The organism is Peribacillus sp. TH27, from assembly GCF_016650915.1.
Lineage (GTDB): Bacteria > Bacillota > Bacilli > Bacillales > DSM-1321 > Peribacillus > Peribacillus butanolivorans.
Map to the genome: position 1 here is coordinate 3,458,213 of NZ_JAEKEV010000002.1, position 17,592 is coordinate 3,475,804.

General features: G+C 38.3%; 20 protein-coding genes and 1 riboswitch. Of the genes, 19 read left to right on the forward strand and 1 reads right to left on the reverse strand.

The annotated features are described in order from the left end of the window. The first annotated feature begins 4 nt into the window (after positions 1-4). The 12 genes from flgL (at position 5) to JFU24_RS17995 (ending at position 8,094) form a co-directional block, all read left to right on the forward strand. Positions 5-883, forward strand: coding sequence for a flagellar hook-associated protein FlgL (gene flgL / locus JFU24_RS17940; protein WP_201250257.1), 879 nt, complete (start codon positions 5-7; stop codon positions 881-883). A 50-nt stretch (positions 884-933) separates the two neighbouring features. Beyond that, complete coding sequence (locus JFU24_RS17945; protein WP_201250258.1) at positions 934-1,512, forward strand: DUF6470 family protein; 579 nt, start codon at positions 934-936, stop codon at positions 1,510-1,512. 8 nt (positions 1,513-1,520) lie between these two features. Next, a complete protein-coding gene (gene fliW / locus JFU24_RS17950) occupies positions 1,521-1,964 on the forward strand; it encodes a flagellar assembly protein FliW (RefSeq protein ID WP_201250259.1) in 444 nt (147 codons plus the stop codon). After that, a complete protein-coding gene (gene csrA / locus JFU24_RS17955; RefSeq protein ID WP_056524408.1) occupies positions 1,964-2,197 on the forward strand; it encodes a carbon storage regulator CsrA in 234 nt (77 codons plus the stop codon). Before fliW ends, csrA begins: the two co-directional genes overlap by 1 nt. Positions 2,198-2,334: 137 nt before the next feature. Then, complete coding sequence (locus JFU24_RS17960) at positions 2,335-3,159, forward strand: flagellin N-terminal helical domain-containing protein (protein ID WP_201187384.1); 825 nt, start codon at positions 2,335-2,337, stop codon at positions 3,157-3,159. 325 nt (positions 3,160-3,484) lie between these two features. Further along, complete coding sequence (gene flaG, locus JFU24_RS17965; RefSeq protein WP_201187383.1) at positions 3,485-3,847, forward strand: flagellar protein FlaG; 363 nt, start codon at positions 3,485-3,487, stop codon at positions 3,845-3,847. 15 nt (positions 3,848-3,862) lie between these two features. Further along, on the forward strand, positions 3,863-5,377 hold the full coding sequence (locus JFU24_RS17970; protein WP_201187382.1) for a flagellar hook-associated protein 2: 1,515 nt from the start codon (positions 3,863-3,865) through the stop codon (positions 5,375-5,377). 26 nt (positions 5,378-5,403) lie between these two features. Further along, a complete protein-coding gene (gene fliS, locus JFU24_RS17975; protein WP_116821167.1) occupies positions 5,404-5,805 on the forward strand; it encodes a flagellar export chaperone FliS in 402 nt (133 codons plus the stop codon). Further along, on the forward strand, positions 5,805-6,146 hold the full coding sequence (locus JFU24_RS17980) for a flagellar protein FliT (protein WP_053348570.1): 342 nt from the start codon (positions 5,805-5,807) through the stop codon (positions 6,144-6,146). Before fliS ends, JFU24_RS17980 begins: the two co-directional genes overlap by 1 nt. Positions 6,147-6,401: 255 nt before the next feature. After that, complete coding sequence (gene hpf / locus JFU24_RS17985) at positions 6,402-6,959, forward strand: ribosome hibernation-promoting factor, HPF/YfiA family (protein ID WP_053348571.1); 558 nt, start codon at positions 6,402-6,404, stop codon at positions 6,957-6,959. Between the two features lie 493 nt (positions 6,960-7,452). After that, positions 7,453-7,650, forward strand: coding sequence for a hypothetical protein (locus JFU24_RS17990; protein WP_098177212.1), 198 nt, complete (start codon positions 7,453-7,455; stop codon positions 7,648-7,650). 180 nt (positions 7,651-7,830) lie between these two features. Then, positions 7,831-7,917, forward strand: a riboswitch (cyclic di-GMP riboswitch). Positions 7,918-7,953: 36 nt separating this feature from the next. Further along, complete coding sequence (locus JFU24_RS17995) at positions 7,954-8,094, forward strand: anti-repressor SinI family protein (protein ID WP_309558283.1); 141 nt, start codon at positions 7,954-7,956, stop codon at positions 8,092-8,094. Positions 8,095-8,243: 149 nt separating this feature from the next. Here JFU24_RS17995 and JFU24_RS18000 read toward each other — a convergent pair whose 3' ends face one another. Next, on the reverse strand, positions 8,244-8,567 hold the full coding sequence (locus JFU24_RS18000; protein ID WP_201222652.1) for a helix-turn-helix domain-containing protein: 324 nt from the start codon (positions 8,565-8,567) through the stop codon (positions 8,244-8,246). A gap of 440 nt (positions 8,568-9,007) precedes the next feature. Here JFU24_RS18000 and secA point away from each other — a divergent pair, with 440 nt between their 5' ends. The 7 genes from secA to JFU24_RS18035 all read left to right on the forward strand — a co-directional run bounded on the left by secA (position 9,008) and on the right by JFU24_RS18035 (position 17,580). Further along, positions 9,008-11,521 carry a preprotein translocase subunit SecA gene (secA, locus tag JFU24_RS18005; RefSeq protein WP_201187380.1) on the forward strand — a complete coding sequence of 838 codons (2,514 nt, stop codon included), beginning with the start codon at positions 9,008-9,010 and terminating at the stop codon, positions 11,519-11,521. A gap of 148 nt (positions 11,522-11,669) precedes the next feature. After that, positions 11,670-12,768, forward strand: a protein-coding gene (gene prfB / locus JFU24_RS18010; RefSeq protein WP_235569524.1) for a peptide chain release factor 2 whose coding sequence is annotated in 2 segments (ribosomal slippage) — positions 11,670-11,732 and positions 11,734-12,768 — 1,098 coding nt in all. Because the reading frame shifts where the segments join, the coding sequence is not laid out codon by codon here. Between the two features lie 231 nt (positions 12,769-12,999). Then, entirely contained in the window at positions 13,000-13,815 is an 816-nt protein-coding gene (locus tag JFU24_RS18015; protein WP_376106588.1) for a YitT family protein, read from the forward strand. Positions 13,816-13,864: 49 nt separating this feature from the next. Continuing rightward, positions 13,865-14,206, forward strand: a complete 342-nt coding sequence (gene cccB / locus JFU24_RS18020) for a cytochrome c551 (protein WP_201187379.1) — start codon at positions 13,865-13,867, stop codon at positions 14,204-14,206. A 295-nt stretch (positions 14,207-14,501) separates the two neighbouring features. Further along, positions 14,502-15,188 carry a cell division ATP-binding protein FtsE gene (ftsE, locus tag JFU24_RS18025; protein WP_201187377.1) on the forward strand — a complete coding sequence of 229 codons (687 nt, stop codon included), beginning with the start codon at positions 14,502-14,504 and terminating at the stop codon, positions 15,186-15,188. Continuing rightward, positions 15,178-16,071 carry a permease-like cell division protein FtsX gene (ftsX, locus tag JFU24_RS18030; RefSeq protein WP_201187375.1) on the forward strand — a complete coding sequence of 298 codons (894 nt, stop codon included), beginning with the start codon at positions 15,178-15,180 and terminating at the stop codon, positions 16,069-16,071. The genes ftsE and ftsX overlap by 11 nt, the downstream gene beginning before the upstream one ends. Positions 16,072-16,182: 111 nt before the next feature. Continuing rightward, positions 16,183-17,580, forward strand: coding sequence for a murein hydrolase activator EnvC family protein (locus JFU24_RS18035; protein WP_201250260.1), 1,398 nt, complete (start codon positions 16,183-16,185; stop codon positions 17,578-17,580). Positions 17,581-17,592 lie beyond the last annotated feature (12 nt).

The following is a 17,592-nucleotide window of genomic DNA, read 5'->3' on the forward strand; positions in this document are numbered from 1 at the left end:
AAATATGCGTGTGACGCAATCCATGCTAACCAATAATATGTTAAGTAATTTAAGCAGAAGTTACGAAAAAATGGGCAAGTTGCAGGAACAAGTCTCTTCTCAAAAAAAATTCTCTAAACCATCCGATAATCCTGTTGCTGCAATGATGGGAATGGGGTACCGGATCAATCTCAATCAAATCCAGCAGTATACAAGTAACATCTCGGAGGCAACTAACTGGATTGATAGTACAGATGATGCCATTAGTGAAGCAGTTTCCGTTCTGCAAAGGATTCGTGAGTTAACCGTTCAAGGTAGTAATGGAACCTATGATGGAGAACAGTTTGAAAGTGTATCAGAAGAAATTAAGCAATTAAAAGAACATCTCGTAAGTATAGGTGATACCCAGATTGGTGGGAAATATATTTTTAACGGTCAGAATACGAATGTGAAACCATCTTCCGTTAAAGATGGTGATGGGAATATATTGTACGGCACAGGAGCTATTAATCTTGAAGTATTTTCTGGGATTACTATTCAGATTAATACAGACGGATCCAAGCTTTTTGGAGATGCGCTTGCTATTGGCGGCAGCATTGATCAAACGATCGATGCACTTGAAAACGGCGGTGACGTGAGTAGCACACTGGAAGAAATTGACGAAACTATCAATACATTCTTAGCTATGCAAGCTCAGGTTGGTGCCAGGCAGAATCGAATTGAAATGATGACGGACCGCCTAAAGCAGCAGGAAGTTTTTGCTACAGAAATCCTTTCGAAAAATGAGGATGTCGATATCGAAAAGGCGATAATGGATTTAACGACCCAGGAAAGTATTCATAGTGCTGCATTAAGTGTTGGAGCAAGAATCATCCAACCGAGTTTACTAGATTTTCTTCGCTAAGCTATTCCTAAATGGGTAGCTTTTTTTCTATAAGGAGAGGAGCGATAAGGATGCAAATGCCACAAATACAATTGCAGTCTTCCTCAATGAAGATTGGATTGAATATAGACCAACCTGTACAGGAAATTGAACAGAAGGCAGCGGGCCAATCAATTGAACAGCCGAGAGCAATCTTAGAAATTCAGATAACCCCAGGGAAGCTAACGATTGATCAAACAAAAGCGAGAGAAGATATGGATTTGAAAAGCCTATCCAAGCGAGTTGAGGAATTTGCACAGCAGGGCTATCAGGATTGGCTGGCAGGTATGGCAAGAAGGTCACAGCAGGGCACGGAGTTGAGACATATTGAAAACGGAGGTAATGCAATCGCGGTTCAGGCGAAGCGAAACAGCAAGGGGCCAGAAAAGCAATTCAATCTCGGCTGGATTCCCTCTCATTTCAGTGTTCAGCTGGACTATCAACCGGCTCAGGTAGAAATAGAAGCAACCCCTCAAAAACCGATCATCGATGTGCAGGTTAATAAGCCAAACCATACATACACGCCAGGTAATGTAGAAGTGGAAGTTTTACAAGAAAATTCGCTGGATATAGATTTCATTAATTTGTTTCCAGATGAGATAGGTGAGTGAAAACATATATGAATAGACAAACAAAATTTCATGGCGAAATAGAGATAGCACAAGAAAACATTTATACATTTGGAAGCGGGATACCAGGGTTTTTAGACGAAAAACAGTTTTGTTTGCTAGCTTTGGAGGAAACACCATTTGTCGTTCTGCAATCTCTAACAACAAAAGAGGTTGCTTTTATTATTTTGAACCCTTTTGATATTTTTCATGATTATGAAGTGAAGCTTTCTGATGAGGTACTATCTACTTTGCAAATAGAAGCAGAAAAGGAGGTTATTACGTTCGTCATTTTAACAATCCACGAACCTTTCAAGAAAACGACCGCTAATCTTCAAGCACCTATCATTTTAAATAGCTCTAAAAAAACAGGAAAGCAGTTTATCATGAACGGAAGTGGCTACATGACTAAGCATCTTCTTATTGAACCTTCAGTAGAACAGGAGGAAAAATAATGCTTGTTCTAACTAGAAAATCTAATGAATCGATCATGATAGGTAATGATATTGAAATTACGGTCTTAGCTATAGAAGGCGAACAGATCAAACTTGGTATCAATGCTCCAAAAAATGTGGAGATTCATCGAAAAGAAATCTATCTATCAATTCAGCAAGAAAATAATGAAGCTACTAAAACAGAAACCAGTATTCTGGAAAATTTATATGAACATTTCAAGAAAAAATCTTAAAATCTCTAAATATGTTTCTACGCACGTCGATATTATACATACAACGATAAGTAGTGAAATAGACGGGAGTCTTATTCACTATTCATCGTAAAAAACCACATGGATGTGGGAACTTAAAACTCAAGGAGGAAACAAAAATGATTATTAATCACAATATCGCAGCTCTAAACACACACCGTCAATTATCAAGTGCAACAAATGCACAATCTAAATCAATGGAGAAACTTGCTTCAGGTCTTCGCATCAACCGTGCAGGTGACGACGCAGCAGGTCTTGCTATTTCTGAAAAAATGCGTGGGCAAATTCGTGGTCTTGACCAAGCTTCTCGTAACGCCCAAGATGGTATCTCTTTAATTCAAACAGCTGAGGGAGGACTTAATGAAGTACATTCTATCCTTCAACGTCAGCGTGAATTAGCAGTTCAAGCATCAAATGACACAAATGTAGATGCAGATCGTAAAGCTTTACAAGATGAATTTGCACAACTTTCTTCAGAAATAGAGCGTATTAAAGACAATACGACTTTCAACACAAAAAAATTGCTGGACGGTTCAGACGCAAACGGTAAAATTCAAGTTGGCGCTGATGCAGGTCAAACAATTGACATCGACCTAACTACTGTAGGTGTTGATTTATCTGCTGCTCACACTGCTGTTGCTGCATTAGATATATCAACTCAAGCAGGTGCTGATGCTGCTGTTACTGCTGTACAGGCTCAAATAGAATCTGTTTCTTCAGGTCGTTCATATCTAGGAGCAGTTCAAAACCGTTTGGAGCATACAATCAATAATCTAAATAATGCTTCAGAAAACTTAACTGCTGCTGAGTCTCGTGTACGTGACGTTGATATGGCAAAAGAAATGATGAACCAAACTAAGAATTCAATTCTTTCTCAAGCAGCTCAAGCAATGTTGGCTCAAGCTAATCAACAACCACAAGGTGTTCTTCAGTTATTACGTTAATTTTTACTCTACAGTTTAGAAAAAAAGGACTCTAGAATTTTTCTAGAGTCTTTTTTCGTTTCTAAGGAAATTAAATTGCTAAAGTATTACTTAATAGTCCATATTAAACTCGCTAAGGTAGAATCCTTTTTCATAGAGAGTTAGTAAAAGAATAATTATCGAAGAATACAGAAAGTCATAGGTATAATCAAAGTTTCCAAGGTTTTAAATAGATGCTTACTAAATAAATCCCGTATATCTTACTTCTTAAGAAATGTTGAAAGCCTAAATATAAAATAGTAATTACCGATATAAAAAATAAAGATAATACATTGGGGGCATTAAGATGCTGGAGAGTTTATCCACGAATATTCTTTCCTCACAACTTAGAACAGCAATTTCAGATGGAATTAGTTCCTACTATCAGAGAGAAATAAATACAGTTACCTATTCAGAACAAAGTGCGGAATCTAATATTGAGCCTTCAAAAGAAAGGGTTCAAGATGTAGTTGATAGTTTAAACACCTTTCTGAATCCAACACATACGGCAGTTCGTTTTGAATATCATGAAAAATTGAATGAGTATTATGTCAAGGTTGTGGATGACGTAACCAATGAAACGATTCGGGAAATCCCACCAAAGAAGCTTTTAGACTTTTATGCAGCGATGACCGAGTTCGTCGGTATTATGGTAGATGAAAAAGTATAGGTAGGTGATGTTACGATGGTAAGAATTAACGGTTTAGCGAGTGGGATGGATATTGACGCGCTTGTTAGCAGTATGATGCAGGCTGCACGTGTTCCTTTGGATACGCTAGAACAAAAGAAACAAAATGCTGAATGGCAGCGAGATGATTATCGTGAGATCAATAAGTTATTGTTGGAACTGGATACCCTTATTAAAGATGGAGTGGGGATGCAAAAATCCTTTATTAAGAAAACAGTGTCGGTTTCTGATCCTAATGCAATCTCAGTAAAGAATATCAATTCAACGGTTGATTTTTCTGGGACTTTGACAGTAGGAAAATTAGCTTCAGCAGCAACTATGCTCAGTAATGGGGCAGTGGGAGTTGAAAAAGCAACAGATATCATTCCTGAAGCGTATATAGGACAGGAAATAAAAATTGAAACGATTAATAAGGACGGTTCTTTAAATACCTTTACAACAAAAATTGAAGATACTGATACGTTAAATAGTTTAATATCAAAAATTAATGCTAATTCAGGTGTTACCGCTTTTTATGATCAGAACACGAAACAGATTTCATTTACGGCGAAAAACACGGGGGCAGTTCCAGATGGATTAACAAGAGAAGATGGAACGAGTGTTACTGCAGAAATTGGTTTGAGTGGTACACTCTTTACGGATCTCCTAAATTTAGATGAAAATAATATAGTTGCTGTTGGAGCGAGTAGAGGAACGGCCGGTCAAAATGCAACCTTAAATTATAACGGTCTGGATATTGAACGTTCCGCCAACACATTCACCATTAACGGTGTTGAAATTACTCTTAAACAGGGGAATACGGGTCCGGTAACCTTTTCGTCTACCTCAGATGTAGACGCAGTTCTAGATACTGTTACCCAATTCGTTGACAAGTACAATGAGATTATCGCTAACATCAAAACGAAGACAGATGAAACAAAGTACCGTGCATACCAACCGTTGACCACGGCACAAAGGAAAGACATGACTGAGGATGAAATTAAACTGTGGGAAACGAAGGCAAAGAGTGGGACACTTCGGGGAGATTCTATGTTGACGGGTCTCCTTACGAAAATGCGGACCTCGCTATATACCTCTGTTGGTGGAAGCAACTCCGTCAACTCATTAAGTGAAATTGGAATAACTACTACAAGTAACTATCTTGAAGGTGGTAAGTTAACCATTAACGAAGAAAAACTGCGTGCTGCTATTTCAGAGGATCCAAACAAAATTTATGATTTGTTTATGAAATCAGGAGAAACAACTGGTGAAATGGGATTGGCCAAAAGGTTGAGGGCTGATATCAAAGCGACGATGACTAATATCCAAGATAAAGCAGGTAAAGCGACTTCTGTTAATAATTCAAGTTTCACGATTGGAAAACTCTTAAATAGCTACAATACGAAAATAGATAGTTGGCAAGACAAGCTGAAGGCTTTAGAAACCCGCTATTATAATCAATTCACAGCCATGGAGAAAGCGATTTCGAAAGCGAATAGTCAAAGCAGCAGCCTATCTCAGTATTTCAGCTAAGCAATTTTAGAAAGGAAGTTTGAATGATGGCAATCAATAATCCCTACCAATCTTATCAACAAAATTCGGTGAATACTGCCTCTCCAGGTGAACTTACGTTAATGCTTTATAATGGATGCCTTAAGTTTATTACATTGGGCAAAAAAGCAATTGCGGAAAAAAACTTTCAAGAAAAAAACACGAATTTAATTAAAGCGCAAAAAATCATTCAGGAGCTAATGGTCACATTAAAAATGGATTTGGCTATATCCAAGGAATTAATGTCCCTTTATGATTATTTGAATCGACGCTTGATTGAAGCCAACATTAAAAGTGATCTGGATATTTTAGAAGAGGTTGAAGGGTTTGTCATGGAATTTCGCGATACATGGAAGGAAGCTATTCAGTTGAACCGCCAGAAGCAATTTGCCAATAGTGGTCAAGCATAATGGGAGCTATTCAACATTTTTATGAGGCAACGAACCAATTACTTTCGACGTTGGAAAATGAGCAGGATCGGGACCGGAAAATTGAAAAGGTTGAGGCCTTGCTTGAGGAGCGGGAGAAGTTGATGGCAGGGATTCAACCGCCTTTTTCTGATTCTGAACAGGATTTAGGGAAGAAGTTAATCGAACTCAACGAAAAAGTTTCACAACTTCTAGAAGAACAAAAAGTAGAAATCCAACGCGATATTAAACAGCTAAGTCTCAAAAAAGAATCTACTAATAAATATGTGAACCCTTATCAATCATTATCCACAGATGGCGTGTTCTACGATAAAAGAAATTAGATATTAATCAGCCGTTTTAATTGCAAACAGTTTTAATGTTAATTGTTTTTAAATTTTCTGTAAATATTAAGGGCTTAATTTTTTCTTTATAGCTTTGTATTTGTTATAATAAAGCTAGGGCAGACATCAACCCTTTCCTAACCTTCCGACAATTGTTTCATAATCTCGACATATTTCATGATGTGTTTCTAAAGGAAACCGGAGGGGTATTGTAGAATCTAACTGTATAGTCTTAATTTAAGGAGGACTCACTTTATGAATTACAACGTACGCGGTGAAAACATTGAGGTAACTCCAGCAATTCGAGAATACGTCGAAAAGAAAATTGGCAAGTTAGAACGATATTTTAACAATACACCAGATGCAAATGTGTTAGTGAATTTGAAAGTTAACAATAATACATCCAAGGTCGAAGTGACGATTCCTATGCAGAATTTGGTTCTTCGCGCTGAAGAGGAAAATGCGGATATGTATGCTGCTATTGACTTGATTAATGACAAGCTTGAACGCCAAATTCGTAAACATAAAACGAAAGTCAATCGTAAATTCCGTAACAACTTATCTACAACTCCTGAGGCGTTCGCCTTTAATACGGAAATTGATGAAGTGGTGGATGAATTTGAAGATGATACTGATATTGAAGTAGTCCGCAATAAGCGCTTTGATTTGAAGCCAATGGATAGTGAAGAAGCGATTCTGCAAATGAATATGCTTGGTCACAGTTTCTTCGTTTACACCAATGCGGATACAAATACAACGAACGTTGTGTACCGTCGTAAAGATGGGCGCTACGGATTAATTGAACCTAGTTAATATGAATCTATAAACAAAAGCACAACCCAGACTATGGGTTGTGCTTTTTAAATTTTACTCCATCCATTGCAATGTTCATTTGGGCTAAGGAGTTCTATAAGCTCTGGAAAAATAACCACCGATTTCAACCATAGAAGTCAATGGTTGTTTATATTTCCTTCCTTTTTCCTTAATGATCTTTCGGCAATTTGATAAGTGTTTTGATAATGTGATAATAAGTAAAATCCATCTGTTGAAAACAAGGTATCAAATAGTATCGATTAATTGGTTGGCTCCTGGGAATTTCATTGTTCTCTAAAAAACACAATGAAGTATGGAATGTATTGCATTTTCTTTAAAAAGAACATTTTCCGTTCTTTAATAAGATAAATAGGTACTTATACCTATTTAAATAACCCCTCCTATTGCACTATACTCAGATTAAAGTTCTTTAAAAAGAACAATAATTTATTTATATAAAATGATTTGATTATGGTGCAGAGGAGTTGGATTTTTGTATCAGAAAAATTGCTATACATGTCATAGAGCGTCTTTTAGCAGTGCAGAATATGGAGGTTGGCTTTGTCCGACCTGCGGTGAGGACTTGTCTGCGCAAAAAGCCTTTGATGCACTTATTATGGAAAGAATTAATATGCCCCATCGTTTGAATAAGAAGGGCAATGTTTATAATTTTATAAAAAAACGAACGTGAATCATTTGAACCATCTTGTTTTGTACATGAAATAGACAAAAAATATCATGGATTTCTTGATTTTGTAATATTTTGTCGATAAAAAGTTGTGCATTGTGGTAATTTAGCGACATAAAGTAGCAATATTTGGAGCAAATATTCGCTATAATAACTTAATAAATATAGTTTTTGTAATAATTTCCCTGACAAAGGCAAGCTCAGTGAAAGATGAGGGCGCAAAGGCACAGGCCTAAGTTTGCTTAATGCTAAGATGGCTGGTCTGCCTGAAATACATACAAGTAGTATTTTAGGAGGATAAAAGAGGTGGTTAACGTGGAAGTGGATCAAGAATGGGTGAAGTTGATTTCAGAAGCTAGGAAATTGGGTTTTAAGAAAGAAGAAATTAGTGCTTTTTTAAAAAAAGAGAATCTAAATGTGCCACTAGAGCAGAACAATGAAAACTAAGAACCAAAAAGGAATGAAAAAAACATCCCTATAAACAGTTGATTTACAACATAGCTGCTTATAGGGATTATTTTATTTTCTGAAATTCTATCAATACTAGTTTGATAGAGCAGTACTATTTATGTTTGTGAAGATAGTTTAGAATTCATCTATTCTTGCTTATCTTTTCTCCATTTATTAAACTCAATGAACTCTCTGAATTGTTGTTTTGAAACGCCAGAATTCATAGCTTCCTCAACAATTTTCATCCAGTCAGTGTCCAAGGATTCCTTATTTGGTGCATCGTAAAGAAGGGCATCTACAGGAATGTTAAGTACAGAAGAGATTTTTTCGAGAAATTGAATAGAAGGATTCGTTTGTAAGTTACGCTCGAGCGAACTTAAGTATGACTTTGCTACTCCGGCTTTATCGGCTAGTTCAGTCATTGACATTTTCTTTTCTTCTCTCAGTTTTTTTACACGTTCACCAATCAACAATACCACCTCGAAACATGTTCTATTTATCTTCGATTTATAAGTTTTAAACCCACATAAAATCACAGGAATAGGAAGCCTGAAAAGCTAGATTGCTTCAACTGACTATCAGTCATAGAGGGACCAAAAATTTCTATTGATAGAAGGTTGTGCTTACTTCGCATTTTCGTTTGTCTTGTTAAGGACTCATGTGAAAAGTGGGGAGTGTGTAATGTACTTTTGCTACTTCCCTCTATTTTAACAGTTTTACCCCTCTTTTATCCAATGTTTTTCGTAAGAACTGAATTCAGGTCCATAGACATAGAGTGACATGAAGTTGTACCTCTAGAATAGAAGTGTTAAAATTAAGCTTGGATTAGTATTAACAGAAGGTGTGTTTCTTCTTACTTATATGAATGTGTTATTGAATGATCATTACCATAATAGAGGAGCGTTATTGAATGCTTAATATATTAAATAAAGTTTTTGATCCGAATAAGCGAGAAATTAAGCGTCTGGAAAAAGTCGCTGATCAGGTCGAAGCGCTGGCTGATGAGACAGCTGCGTTATCGGATGAGCAGTTGCGCGCCAAAACAGAGGAGTTTAAGGAGCGTTATCAAAACGGGGAAACCGTGGATGATTTGCTTGTTGAAGCTTTTGCGGTTGCGCGTGAAGGGGCAAAACGAGCTCTTGGTTTGTATCCTTACCGTGTTCAAATCATGGGTGGGGCATCACTTCATGATGGAAACATCTCTGAGATGAAAACGGGGGAAGGTAAAACATTAACATCAACCATGCCGGTTTATTTAAACGCGCTTACTGGTAAAGGTGTGCATGTCGTGACTGTCAATGAATACTTGGCGCACCGTGATGCAACTGAGATGGGTGTATTGTATGATTTCCTGGGTTTGACTGTTGGGTTGAATTTGAACAGTCATTCTAAAGAAGAAAAACAAGCTGCCTACAATGCTGACATTACTTATAGCACGAATAATGAGTTAGGCTTTGATTACTTGCGTGACAATATGGTTTTGTATAAAGAACAAATGGTACAGCGCCCGTTGCATTTTGCTGTCATCGATGAAGTCGATTCGATTTTGATTGATGAAGCGAGAACGCCATTGATTATTTCTGGTTCAGCGCAAAAATCGGCACAGCTTTACATCCAAGCAAATGCGTTTGTGAGGACGTTACAAAAAGAAACGGACTATACGTATGATGAAAAAACAAAAGGTGTTCAGCTGACCGAAGAAGGTATGAACCGTGCTGAAAGAGCATTTAATATCGATAACTTGTTCGATATCAACCATGTTACCTTAAACCATCATATTAATCAGGCTCTGAAGGCGCATGTTTCCATGCATTTGGATGTGGATTATGTTGTTCAAGATGGCGAGATAGTCATCGTCGATCAATTCACTGGCCGTTTAATGAAGGGCCGTCGTTATAGTGAAGGTCTTCATCAGGCAATTGAAGCAAAAGAGGGCCTTGAAATTCAAAATGAAAGCATGACTCTTGCAACCATCACGTTCCAAAACTATTTCCGGATGTACGAAAAACTTTCTGGTATGACAGGTACAGCTAAGACAGAGGAAGAGGAATTTCGGAATATCTATAATATGAATGTTATTGCGATTCCAACAAACCGGAATATTGTTCGTGATGACCGCGCCGATCTTATTTACGCGTCAACGGATGGGAAATTCCGCGCTGTTGTGGAAGACATCGCTGAGCGTTATACAAAAGGACAGCCAGTGCTTGTTGGTACTGTTGCCATTGAAACGTCTGAAGTCATTTCTGCGTATTTATCCAAAAAAGGTATACCTCATGATGTTTTGAATGCAAAGAATCATGAGCGTGAAGCAGAAATCATTGCGAATGCAGGTAATCAAGGTTCAGTTACAATCGCTACTAACATGGCTGGCCGTGGTACGGATATCAAGCTTGGCGAAGGTGTCAAAGAACTTGGCGGCCTTGCTGTTATCGGTACGGAGCGTCATGAAAGTCGAAGGATAGATAACCAGTTGCGTGGTCGTTCCGGTCGTCAGGGAGATCCTGGGGTTACTCAATTCTATTTATCAATGGAAGATGAACTGATGCGACGCTTCGGTTCGGATAATATGAAAAGTATGATGGCACGTCTTGGTATGGATGATTCACAGCCAATTCAAAGTAAAATGGTGACGAGAGCCGTTGAATCTGCTCAGAAACGAGTGGAAGGGAATAACTTTGATTCGCGTAAACAATTGCTGCAGTATGACGATGTCCTACGTCAACAACGGGAAATCATCTATAAACAGCGTTTTGATGTGATGGAAAGTGAAAACTTACGTGAAATTGTTGAGACGATGATTGAGGCATCCATTCAGCGCAATGTTGCTGCGTTTGCCCCAATGGGTGATGAAGAAGGCTGGAACTTACAAGGTCTTGTCGATTACTTGAATGGTAACCTATTCAATGAAGGTTCAATCACAATAGAAGATTTAGAAGGAAAAAATGAATCGGAATTGGTTGAATTTATTTTAGATAAAGTGAAAGAAGACTATGATCAAAAAGAAGCAGAGCTTTCAGAAGATCAAATGCGAGAGTTTGAAAAGGTTATCGTTCTTCGTGCGGTGGATAGCAAATGGATGGACCATATCGATGCTATGGAACAATTGCGTCAAGGGATTCACCTTCGTGCTTATGGTCAAATTGACCCACTTCGTGAATACCAATCAGAAGGTTTCGCAATGTTTGAAGCCATGATTGCCTCCATGGAAGATGAAGTCGCTAAATACATTATGAAAGCTGAAATTCGCAACAATTTAGAGCGGAAAGAAGTCATAAAAGGACAAGCGGTCAATCCGAAGGAAGAAGATGGAGGAAAAGTGAAGAAGGCTCCAGCCCGTAAAAAGGATGAAGTCGGGCGAAATGCCTTATGTCCATGTGGCAGCGGCAAAAAATATAAGAATTGCCATGGTAATTTAGCCTAAAGTTAGGTGTATAATGATAAGAGAGACGGTGTAAGAACTTGCCGCCTCTTTTCATGTTTAGTTTGCGTATAGTTTGAAGATGTTTATTGGTACTGAAACACATCCCTGTACAGGGGTTTTTTTAACATACTTAATGAGGTGAAGAGAAATGGAATTAGCAGAAATTAGAAATGAACTTGAACGAACCGCACAACGATTAACAGACTTTAGGGGGTCTCTTTGACTTAGATGAAAAAGAGGCACGAATCGCACAACTAGAAAATGAGATGACACACCCTGATTTTTGGAATGATCAGTCAAAAGCACAGACTGTCATCAATGAAACGAATGCATTGAAAGATCAAGTCAATCAATTGTCCGATTTGAATGATGCATATGAAAATCTGGATTTGACGTATGAATTAGTGAAAGAAGAAAGCGATGAAGAACTTCTTGCTGAGTTGGTAGAAGAAATCACGATTCTTTCACAAAAGATGAATGAATTTGAACTTCAACTTTTACTAAGTGAAGAATATGATTCGAAAAATGCAATTCTGGAATTGCATCCTGGTGCAGGTGGAACTGAGTCCCAAGATTGGGGTTCAATGTTGCTTCGTATGTATACAAGATGGGGTGAAAAAAGGGGCTTTAAAGTAGAAACCCTTGATTACCTTCCAGGTGATGAAGCTGGAATCAAGAGTGTCACGCTTCTGTTTAAGGGCCATAACGCATATGGTTATTTGAAAGCAGAAAAAGGTGTTCACCGTCTAGTTCGAATTTCTCCTTTCGATTCATCAGGGCGCCGTCATACTTCATTCGTTTCTTGCGAAGTTATGCCTGAATTCGACGAGACGATTAATATAGAAATTCGTACGGAAGATCTGAAGGTTGATACGTACCGGGCAAGTGGGGCAGGTGGTCAGCATATCAATACAACTGACTCAGCCGTAAGGATTACGCATTTACCTACAAATACTGTGGTAACGTGCCAAAACGAGAGATCGCAAATCAAAAACAAGGCTCAAGCCATGAATATGCTGAAAGCCAAATTATATCAACTTGAAATTGAACAACAGCAAGCCGATTTGGATGAAATTCGCGGAGAGCAAAAGGAAATTGGCTGGGGAAGCCAAATTCGTTCTTACGTCTTCCATCCCTACTCCATGGTAAAAGACCACCGTACTAGTGCGGAGACAGGAAACTTGGGAGCTGTCATGGACGGAGATATCGATATGTTCATTGATGCTTATTTACGTTCAAAATTATAAGAAGTAAAAGTCGGGCCGGATTTTCTGGTTCGGCTTTTTTTATGATTACGTATACATGGAAGTTCAATTTACTACCACTGTAAAAGTCATTTGGCTGACTTTTACAGGATCTTATAGGGGATGCAATACAACGTTCGGCCAATACTAGATAAAAAATGATGGTTTTTTAGGAGACAATATAGAATGAGAAAAAGATACCGGGAGCAGAAGCACCCTTTGATACAAAAGTTAATGGAGTATGGGTTGGTAATTGTCGGTTCGGCTATTATTGCAATTGGTTTTAATGTATTCTTGCTTCCCAACCAAATTGCTTCAGGCGGAGTCAGCGGAATTAGTACGATTCTCGATTCTACGCTCGGTTGGGAGCCAGCCTATGTTCTGTGGGGATGTAATATTCCCTTATTTATTGCTGGACTTATTATACTTGGACGGCATTTTGGTGCCAAGAGTCTGATTGGAACCTTGTTCTTACCGCTTGTTGTTTTCCTTACAAAGGATTGGGAGCCATGGACGAATGATGCTTTGCTTGGTTCAATATGTGGGGGAATTATGGTGGGCCTTGGGTTAGGAATTGTTTTCCGCGGGAAGGGTTCCACAGGGGGAACGGATTTAGCGGCGCAGATTATTCATAAGTATACCCATATGTCATTAGGGACATGTGTAGCTGTGATTGATGGAATCATTGTCTTAAGCGCTGCGATTGTCTTTGATATTGAAAAAGGGCTTTATGCGTTAATAGGTTTATATGTGACAAGCAAGACGATTGATCTCGTTCAGGTTGGGTTGAATCGTTCTAAGATGGCATTAATTATCATGAATAATGAAATGGAAGTAAGGAATGCTATCTTACATGAGCTAGACCGGGGAGTAACACGAATTTCCGGGTATGGCGGCTATACGGATGATACTCGTCCAATATTGATGTGTGTAATAGACCAGTCGGAATTCACTAAATTGAAACAATTGGTTAAACTTGTTGACCCTAAAGCGTTTGTGATCGTAATGGATGCATCGGAAGTACTTGGGGAGGGTTTTAAACTAGATTAAAATTGGTATAATATTTCTGTACTGGTATAAATCAGAGGGGGTAAATTCTATGAAAAAGAAATGGTTAGCCTTATTAATGGGTACGTCTCTCGCCTTGGCTGCATGCGGAGGAAACAATGATAATGCAGATAATGAGCCAGCAAGTGATAAGAACGAAACTACAACCGTAGATGCAGGAGATGCAGCGAAAATTTATGAAAACAAATGCTCAAGCTGTCATGCAGTAAATCTTGAAGGTGGCGTAGGACCGAATTTAACGAAAGTTGGTTCGAGATTATCAAAAGAAGAAATCGAGCAAGTCATTGCAAAGGGTCAAGGAGCAATGCCAAAAGGTATAATTCAGGGAACCGAAGCGAGCAAAGTTGCTGAATGGCTTGCTGAACATAAATAACGACTATAGAAACGTTCTGCATACAGCGGGGCGTTTCATTTATCCTCCTTTTAAATCCACAGAAAACCCACATCTAATCCCTAATCAAGAAAACTAATCCTAGAATTATTACGTAGATGTTGATAATCTTTCTCACTGAAATGAAACTGTAATATTTTTATTCTTAATTTGACAAAATTAGATGTTATAATGTTTCTGTGCTCTAGTAAGAAAGATTCCTGTCAGATTCCAGTGAAAATTGTCGAAAAAGCTTAGTTACATAGATATAAAAACAAGCAAATTAGGTGGTTTTAGAATGATAGAAATGATAGATGTGAAAAAGACCTATCCTAATGGCGTAATTGCCATTAATGGACTCAATGTAAAAATAAAACCAGGCGAATTCGTTTATGTAGTAGGACCCAGCGGTGCCGGTAAATCGACCTTCATCAAAATGATGTATCGGGAAGAAAAGCCGACAAGTGGTAATATCTTGGTAAATGGTGTCAGCCTTCCAAGTATCCGCAATTCGAAAGTTCCTCTATTCCGCCGTAATATCGGTATGGTATTCCAAGATTTCAAACTCCTTCAAACCTTCACAGTTTATGAAAATGTTGCATTTGCGATGGAAGTTATCGAAAAAGAACCAGAAGAAATTAAAATGAGAGTCATGGAAGTTCTTGATCTAGTAGGGATTAAACATAAAGCTAGAATGCTACCTTCTGAACTATCTGGTGGAGAACAGCAGAGGGTTGCGATTGCACGTTCGATCGTCAATGACCCTAAGGTGGTTATCGCCGATGAACCTACAGGGAATCTAGATCCTGAAACATCATGGGAAATTATGAACATATTTGAAGAAATTAATAATCGTGGAACAACACTCGTCATGGCCACACATAATAGGGACATCGTTAACAATATTAAACGACGTGTCATTGCCATTGAAAGTGGAAAAATAGTTCGAGACGAACATCGAGGTGATTACGGATATGAAATTTAGAACATTACTCCGTCACTTCCGTGAAAGTTTTAAAAATATTGGCCGTAATGGTTGGATGACGTTTGCATCAGTCAGTGCAGTAACAGTCACTCTAACATTGGTTGGCGTTTTTTTAGTGCTCATGATGAATTTAAATCATATCGCGGGAAATGTGGAGAAGGATGTCGAAGTTCGTGCACATATTGATAATGCTGCGAATGATGACGATATAAAAGCAATCGGTAAGAAAATTACAGAGATGAGCGGCATCGAAACAGTCATATTCTCTCCAAAAGATGAAGAGCTCACCAATTTAATAGATGATTTAGGCGATAATGGTGATGCCTTCAAACCATTTGAACAGGACAACCCATTAAGGGACGTTTACATTATCAAAACGAAATCTCCGCAAGATGTCATCAAGGTGGCAAAAAAAATTGAAGGTTTTGAATATATCCAGAGTGTTAAATATGGACAAGGCTACGTCGAGAAACTATTCAGTTTCGTGAATATAGCCAGAAATATAGGAATCGTTCTTATTGTAGGTTTGCTTTTTACTGCGATGTTCCTTATTTCGAATACTATTAAAATTACAATTGTAGCTAGAAGAAAAGAAATTGAGATTATGAGATTAGTAGGAGCAACAAATAACTTTATCCGTTGGCCATTTTTCTTAGAGGGACTCTGGTTGGGAATTCTCGGTTCAATCGTGCCAATTGGTCTGATTTCAGTACTCTATTACAATATTTATAAATATGCAGCACCACAGATTACGTTTAAATTCATAGATTTTCTACCTGCAAGCCCGTTTATTTATCAAGTTTCGGCCATTCTTATTGCAATAGGCGCCGTTATCGGGATATGGGGCAGCTTGATGTCCGTTAGGAAGTTCTTAAAAGTATAAAAATGTATCTTCACACCTTCTTTTACACTCGAATGTCAAAAGAAGCCTAGTACAAATAGAGAGACGTTACAAGGCGTTAGATGTGACGGGATTGAAAGGGGAAATGAAACGTTGAAAAAAAATATCATTGCCATGAATGCTTCGATAATGATCGGGTTGGGGAGCATTTTAGTCGCACCTTCGGCTTATGCTGAATCGCTTTCAGATTTGCAACAAAAGAAAGAATCTATTCAGGAGAAACGTTCGGGTGTTGAATCGAATATTTCCGATACTGAGAAAAAAATCGATAACCTGCAGGATAAACAATTGACGGCAGAGGAACAAATTGCAGCCATTGAAGCAAAAATTGCAGAATCGACAAAAAAAATCGATGCTAAAAATGCTGAAATTACACAAACGAAAAAAGAAATTGAAGCATTAAAAGAAGAGATTAAAGTATTAAAAGAACGGATCGCCAAACGTAATGAAGTATTGAAGGAAAGGGCGCGTTCTTTCCAAGAGACTGGTGGGGACGTGAACTACCTAGAAGTGTTATTCGGATCATCCAGTTTCGGTGATTTAATTGACCGCGTCGGAGCTGTAGCGACAATTGCTGAAGCCGATCGGGATATTTTAAAGCAGCATGAGTTGGATAAAAAGGACCTAGAAGAAAAGCAGACAGCTGTTGAAAAGAAGCTTGCTAGTTTAGAAGTAGCCAAAGCCGAACTTTTGGAAATCCAAAAGCAACAAAAACAGCAGAAGCAAGAAAAGGCTGCTTTAGTTAAGAAATTAAAGCAACAAACCAAAAAACATGAAGATGAGAAAATGGGCTTAGAGGAAGAAAAAGCGAACCTTGCTGCTCAAGAAACTGCTATCAAATCGGCTATCAACTTAGAACAAAACCGTCTTGCAGAATTGGAAGCAGCTCGTAAAAAAGCGGCAGCCGAAGCGAGAAAACGTGCAGAGCAAGCAGCGGCACAAGCAGCATCACAAGCGGCATCACAGGCAGCTGAATCAAAAAAACAATCTTCTTCAGGGGCTAGTGCAAAAAGCAACAGTTCATCACCATCACCATCACCATCATCATCATCCCAATCTTCGTCTAATGTAAGTCAAGTGCCAGCTGTTTCATCGGGTACTTTTACTAGACCAAGTGCAGGATATGTATCTTCAACAATGGGTGAACGTTGGAATAAACAGCATGCCGGCATTGATATTGCTGCTAGTGGAACGGTTCCTGTTGTAGCGGCAGCAGACGGAGTTGTAAGCCGTTCTTACTTCTCTAGTACATACGGTAATGTTATCTTTGTTACCCATTCAATCAGTGGTCAGCAATGGACAACGGTGTATGCACATTTAAGCTCTAGACAAGCAAGTACTGGTTCTGTTGTTGCCAAAGGTCAACAAATTGGTATTATGGGGAACACAGGACATTCATACGGTCAGCATTTACACTTTGAGCTACATAAAGGTGCATGGAATTATAGCAAGTCAAATGCAGTAAATCCATTAAACTACATACCTAATTAATACCCAATACAT

Coding starts and splice junctions, on each gene's coding strand:
- flgL (WP_201250257.1), top strand. CDS start 5: ATGCGTGTGACGCAATCCATGCTAACCAATAATATGTTAAGTAATTTA.
- JFU24_RS17945 (WP_201250258.1), top strand. CDS start 934: ATGCAAATGCCACAAATACAATTGCAGTCTTCCTCAATGAAGATTGGA.
- fliW (WP_201250259.1), top strand. CDS start 1,521: ATGAATAGACAAACAAAATTTCATGGCGAAATAGAGATAGCACAAGAA.
- csrA (WP_056524408.1), top strand. CDS start 1,964: ATGCTTGTTCTAACTAGAAAATCTAATGAATCGATCATGATAGGTAAT.
- JFU24_RS17960 (WP_201187384.1), top strand. CDS start 2,335: ATGATTATTAATCACAATATCGCAGCTCTAAACACACACCGTCAATTA.
- flaG (WP_201187383.1), top strand. CDS start 3,485: ATGCTGGAGAGTTTATCCACGAATATTCTTTCCTCACAACTTAGAACA.
- JFU24_RS17970 (WP_201187382.1), top strand. CDS start 3,863: ATGGTAAGAATTAACGGTTTAGCGAGTGGGATGGATATTGACGCGCTT.
- fliS (WP_116821167.1), top strand. CDS start 5,404: ATGGCAATCAATAATCCCTACCAATCTTATCAACAAAATTCGGTGAAT.
- JFU24_RS17980 (WP_053348570.1), top strand. CDS start 5,805: ATGGGAGCTATTCAACATTTTTATGAGGCAACGAACCAATTACTTTCG.
- hpf (WP_053348571.1), top strand. CDS start 6,402: ATGAATTACAACGTACGCGGTGAAAACATTGAGGTAACTCCAGCAATT.
- secA (WP_201187380.1), top strand. CDS start 9,008: ATGCTTAATATATTAAATAAAGTTTTTGATCCGAATAAGCGAGAAATT.
- JFU24_RS18015 (WP_376106588.1), top strand. CDS start 13,000: ATGGAGTATGGGTTGGTAATTGTCGGTTCGGCTATTATTGCAATTGGT.
- cccB (WP_201187379.1), top strand. CDS start 13,865: ATGAAAAAGAAATGGTTAGCCTTATTAATGGGTACGTCTCTCGCCTTG.
- ftsE (WP_201187377.1), top strand. CDS start 14,502: ATGATAGAAATGATAGATGTGAAAAAGACCTATCCTAATGGCGTAATT.
- ftsX (WP_201187375.1), top strand. CDS start 15,178: ATGAAATTTAGAACATTACTCCGTCACTTCCGTGAAAGTTTTAAAAAT.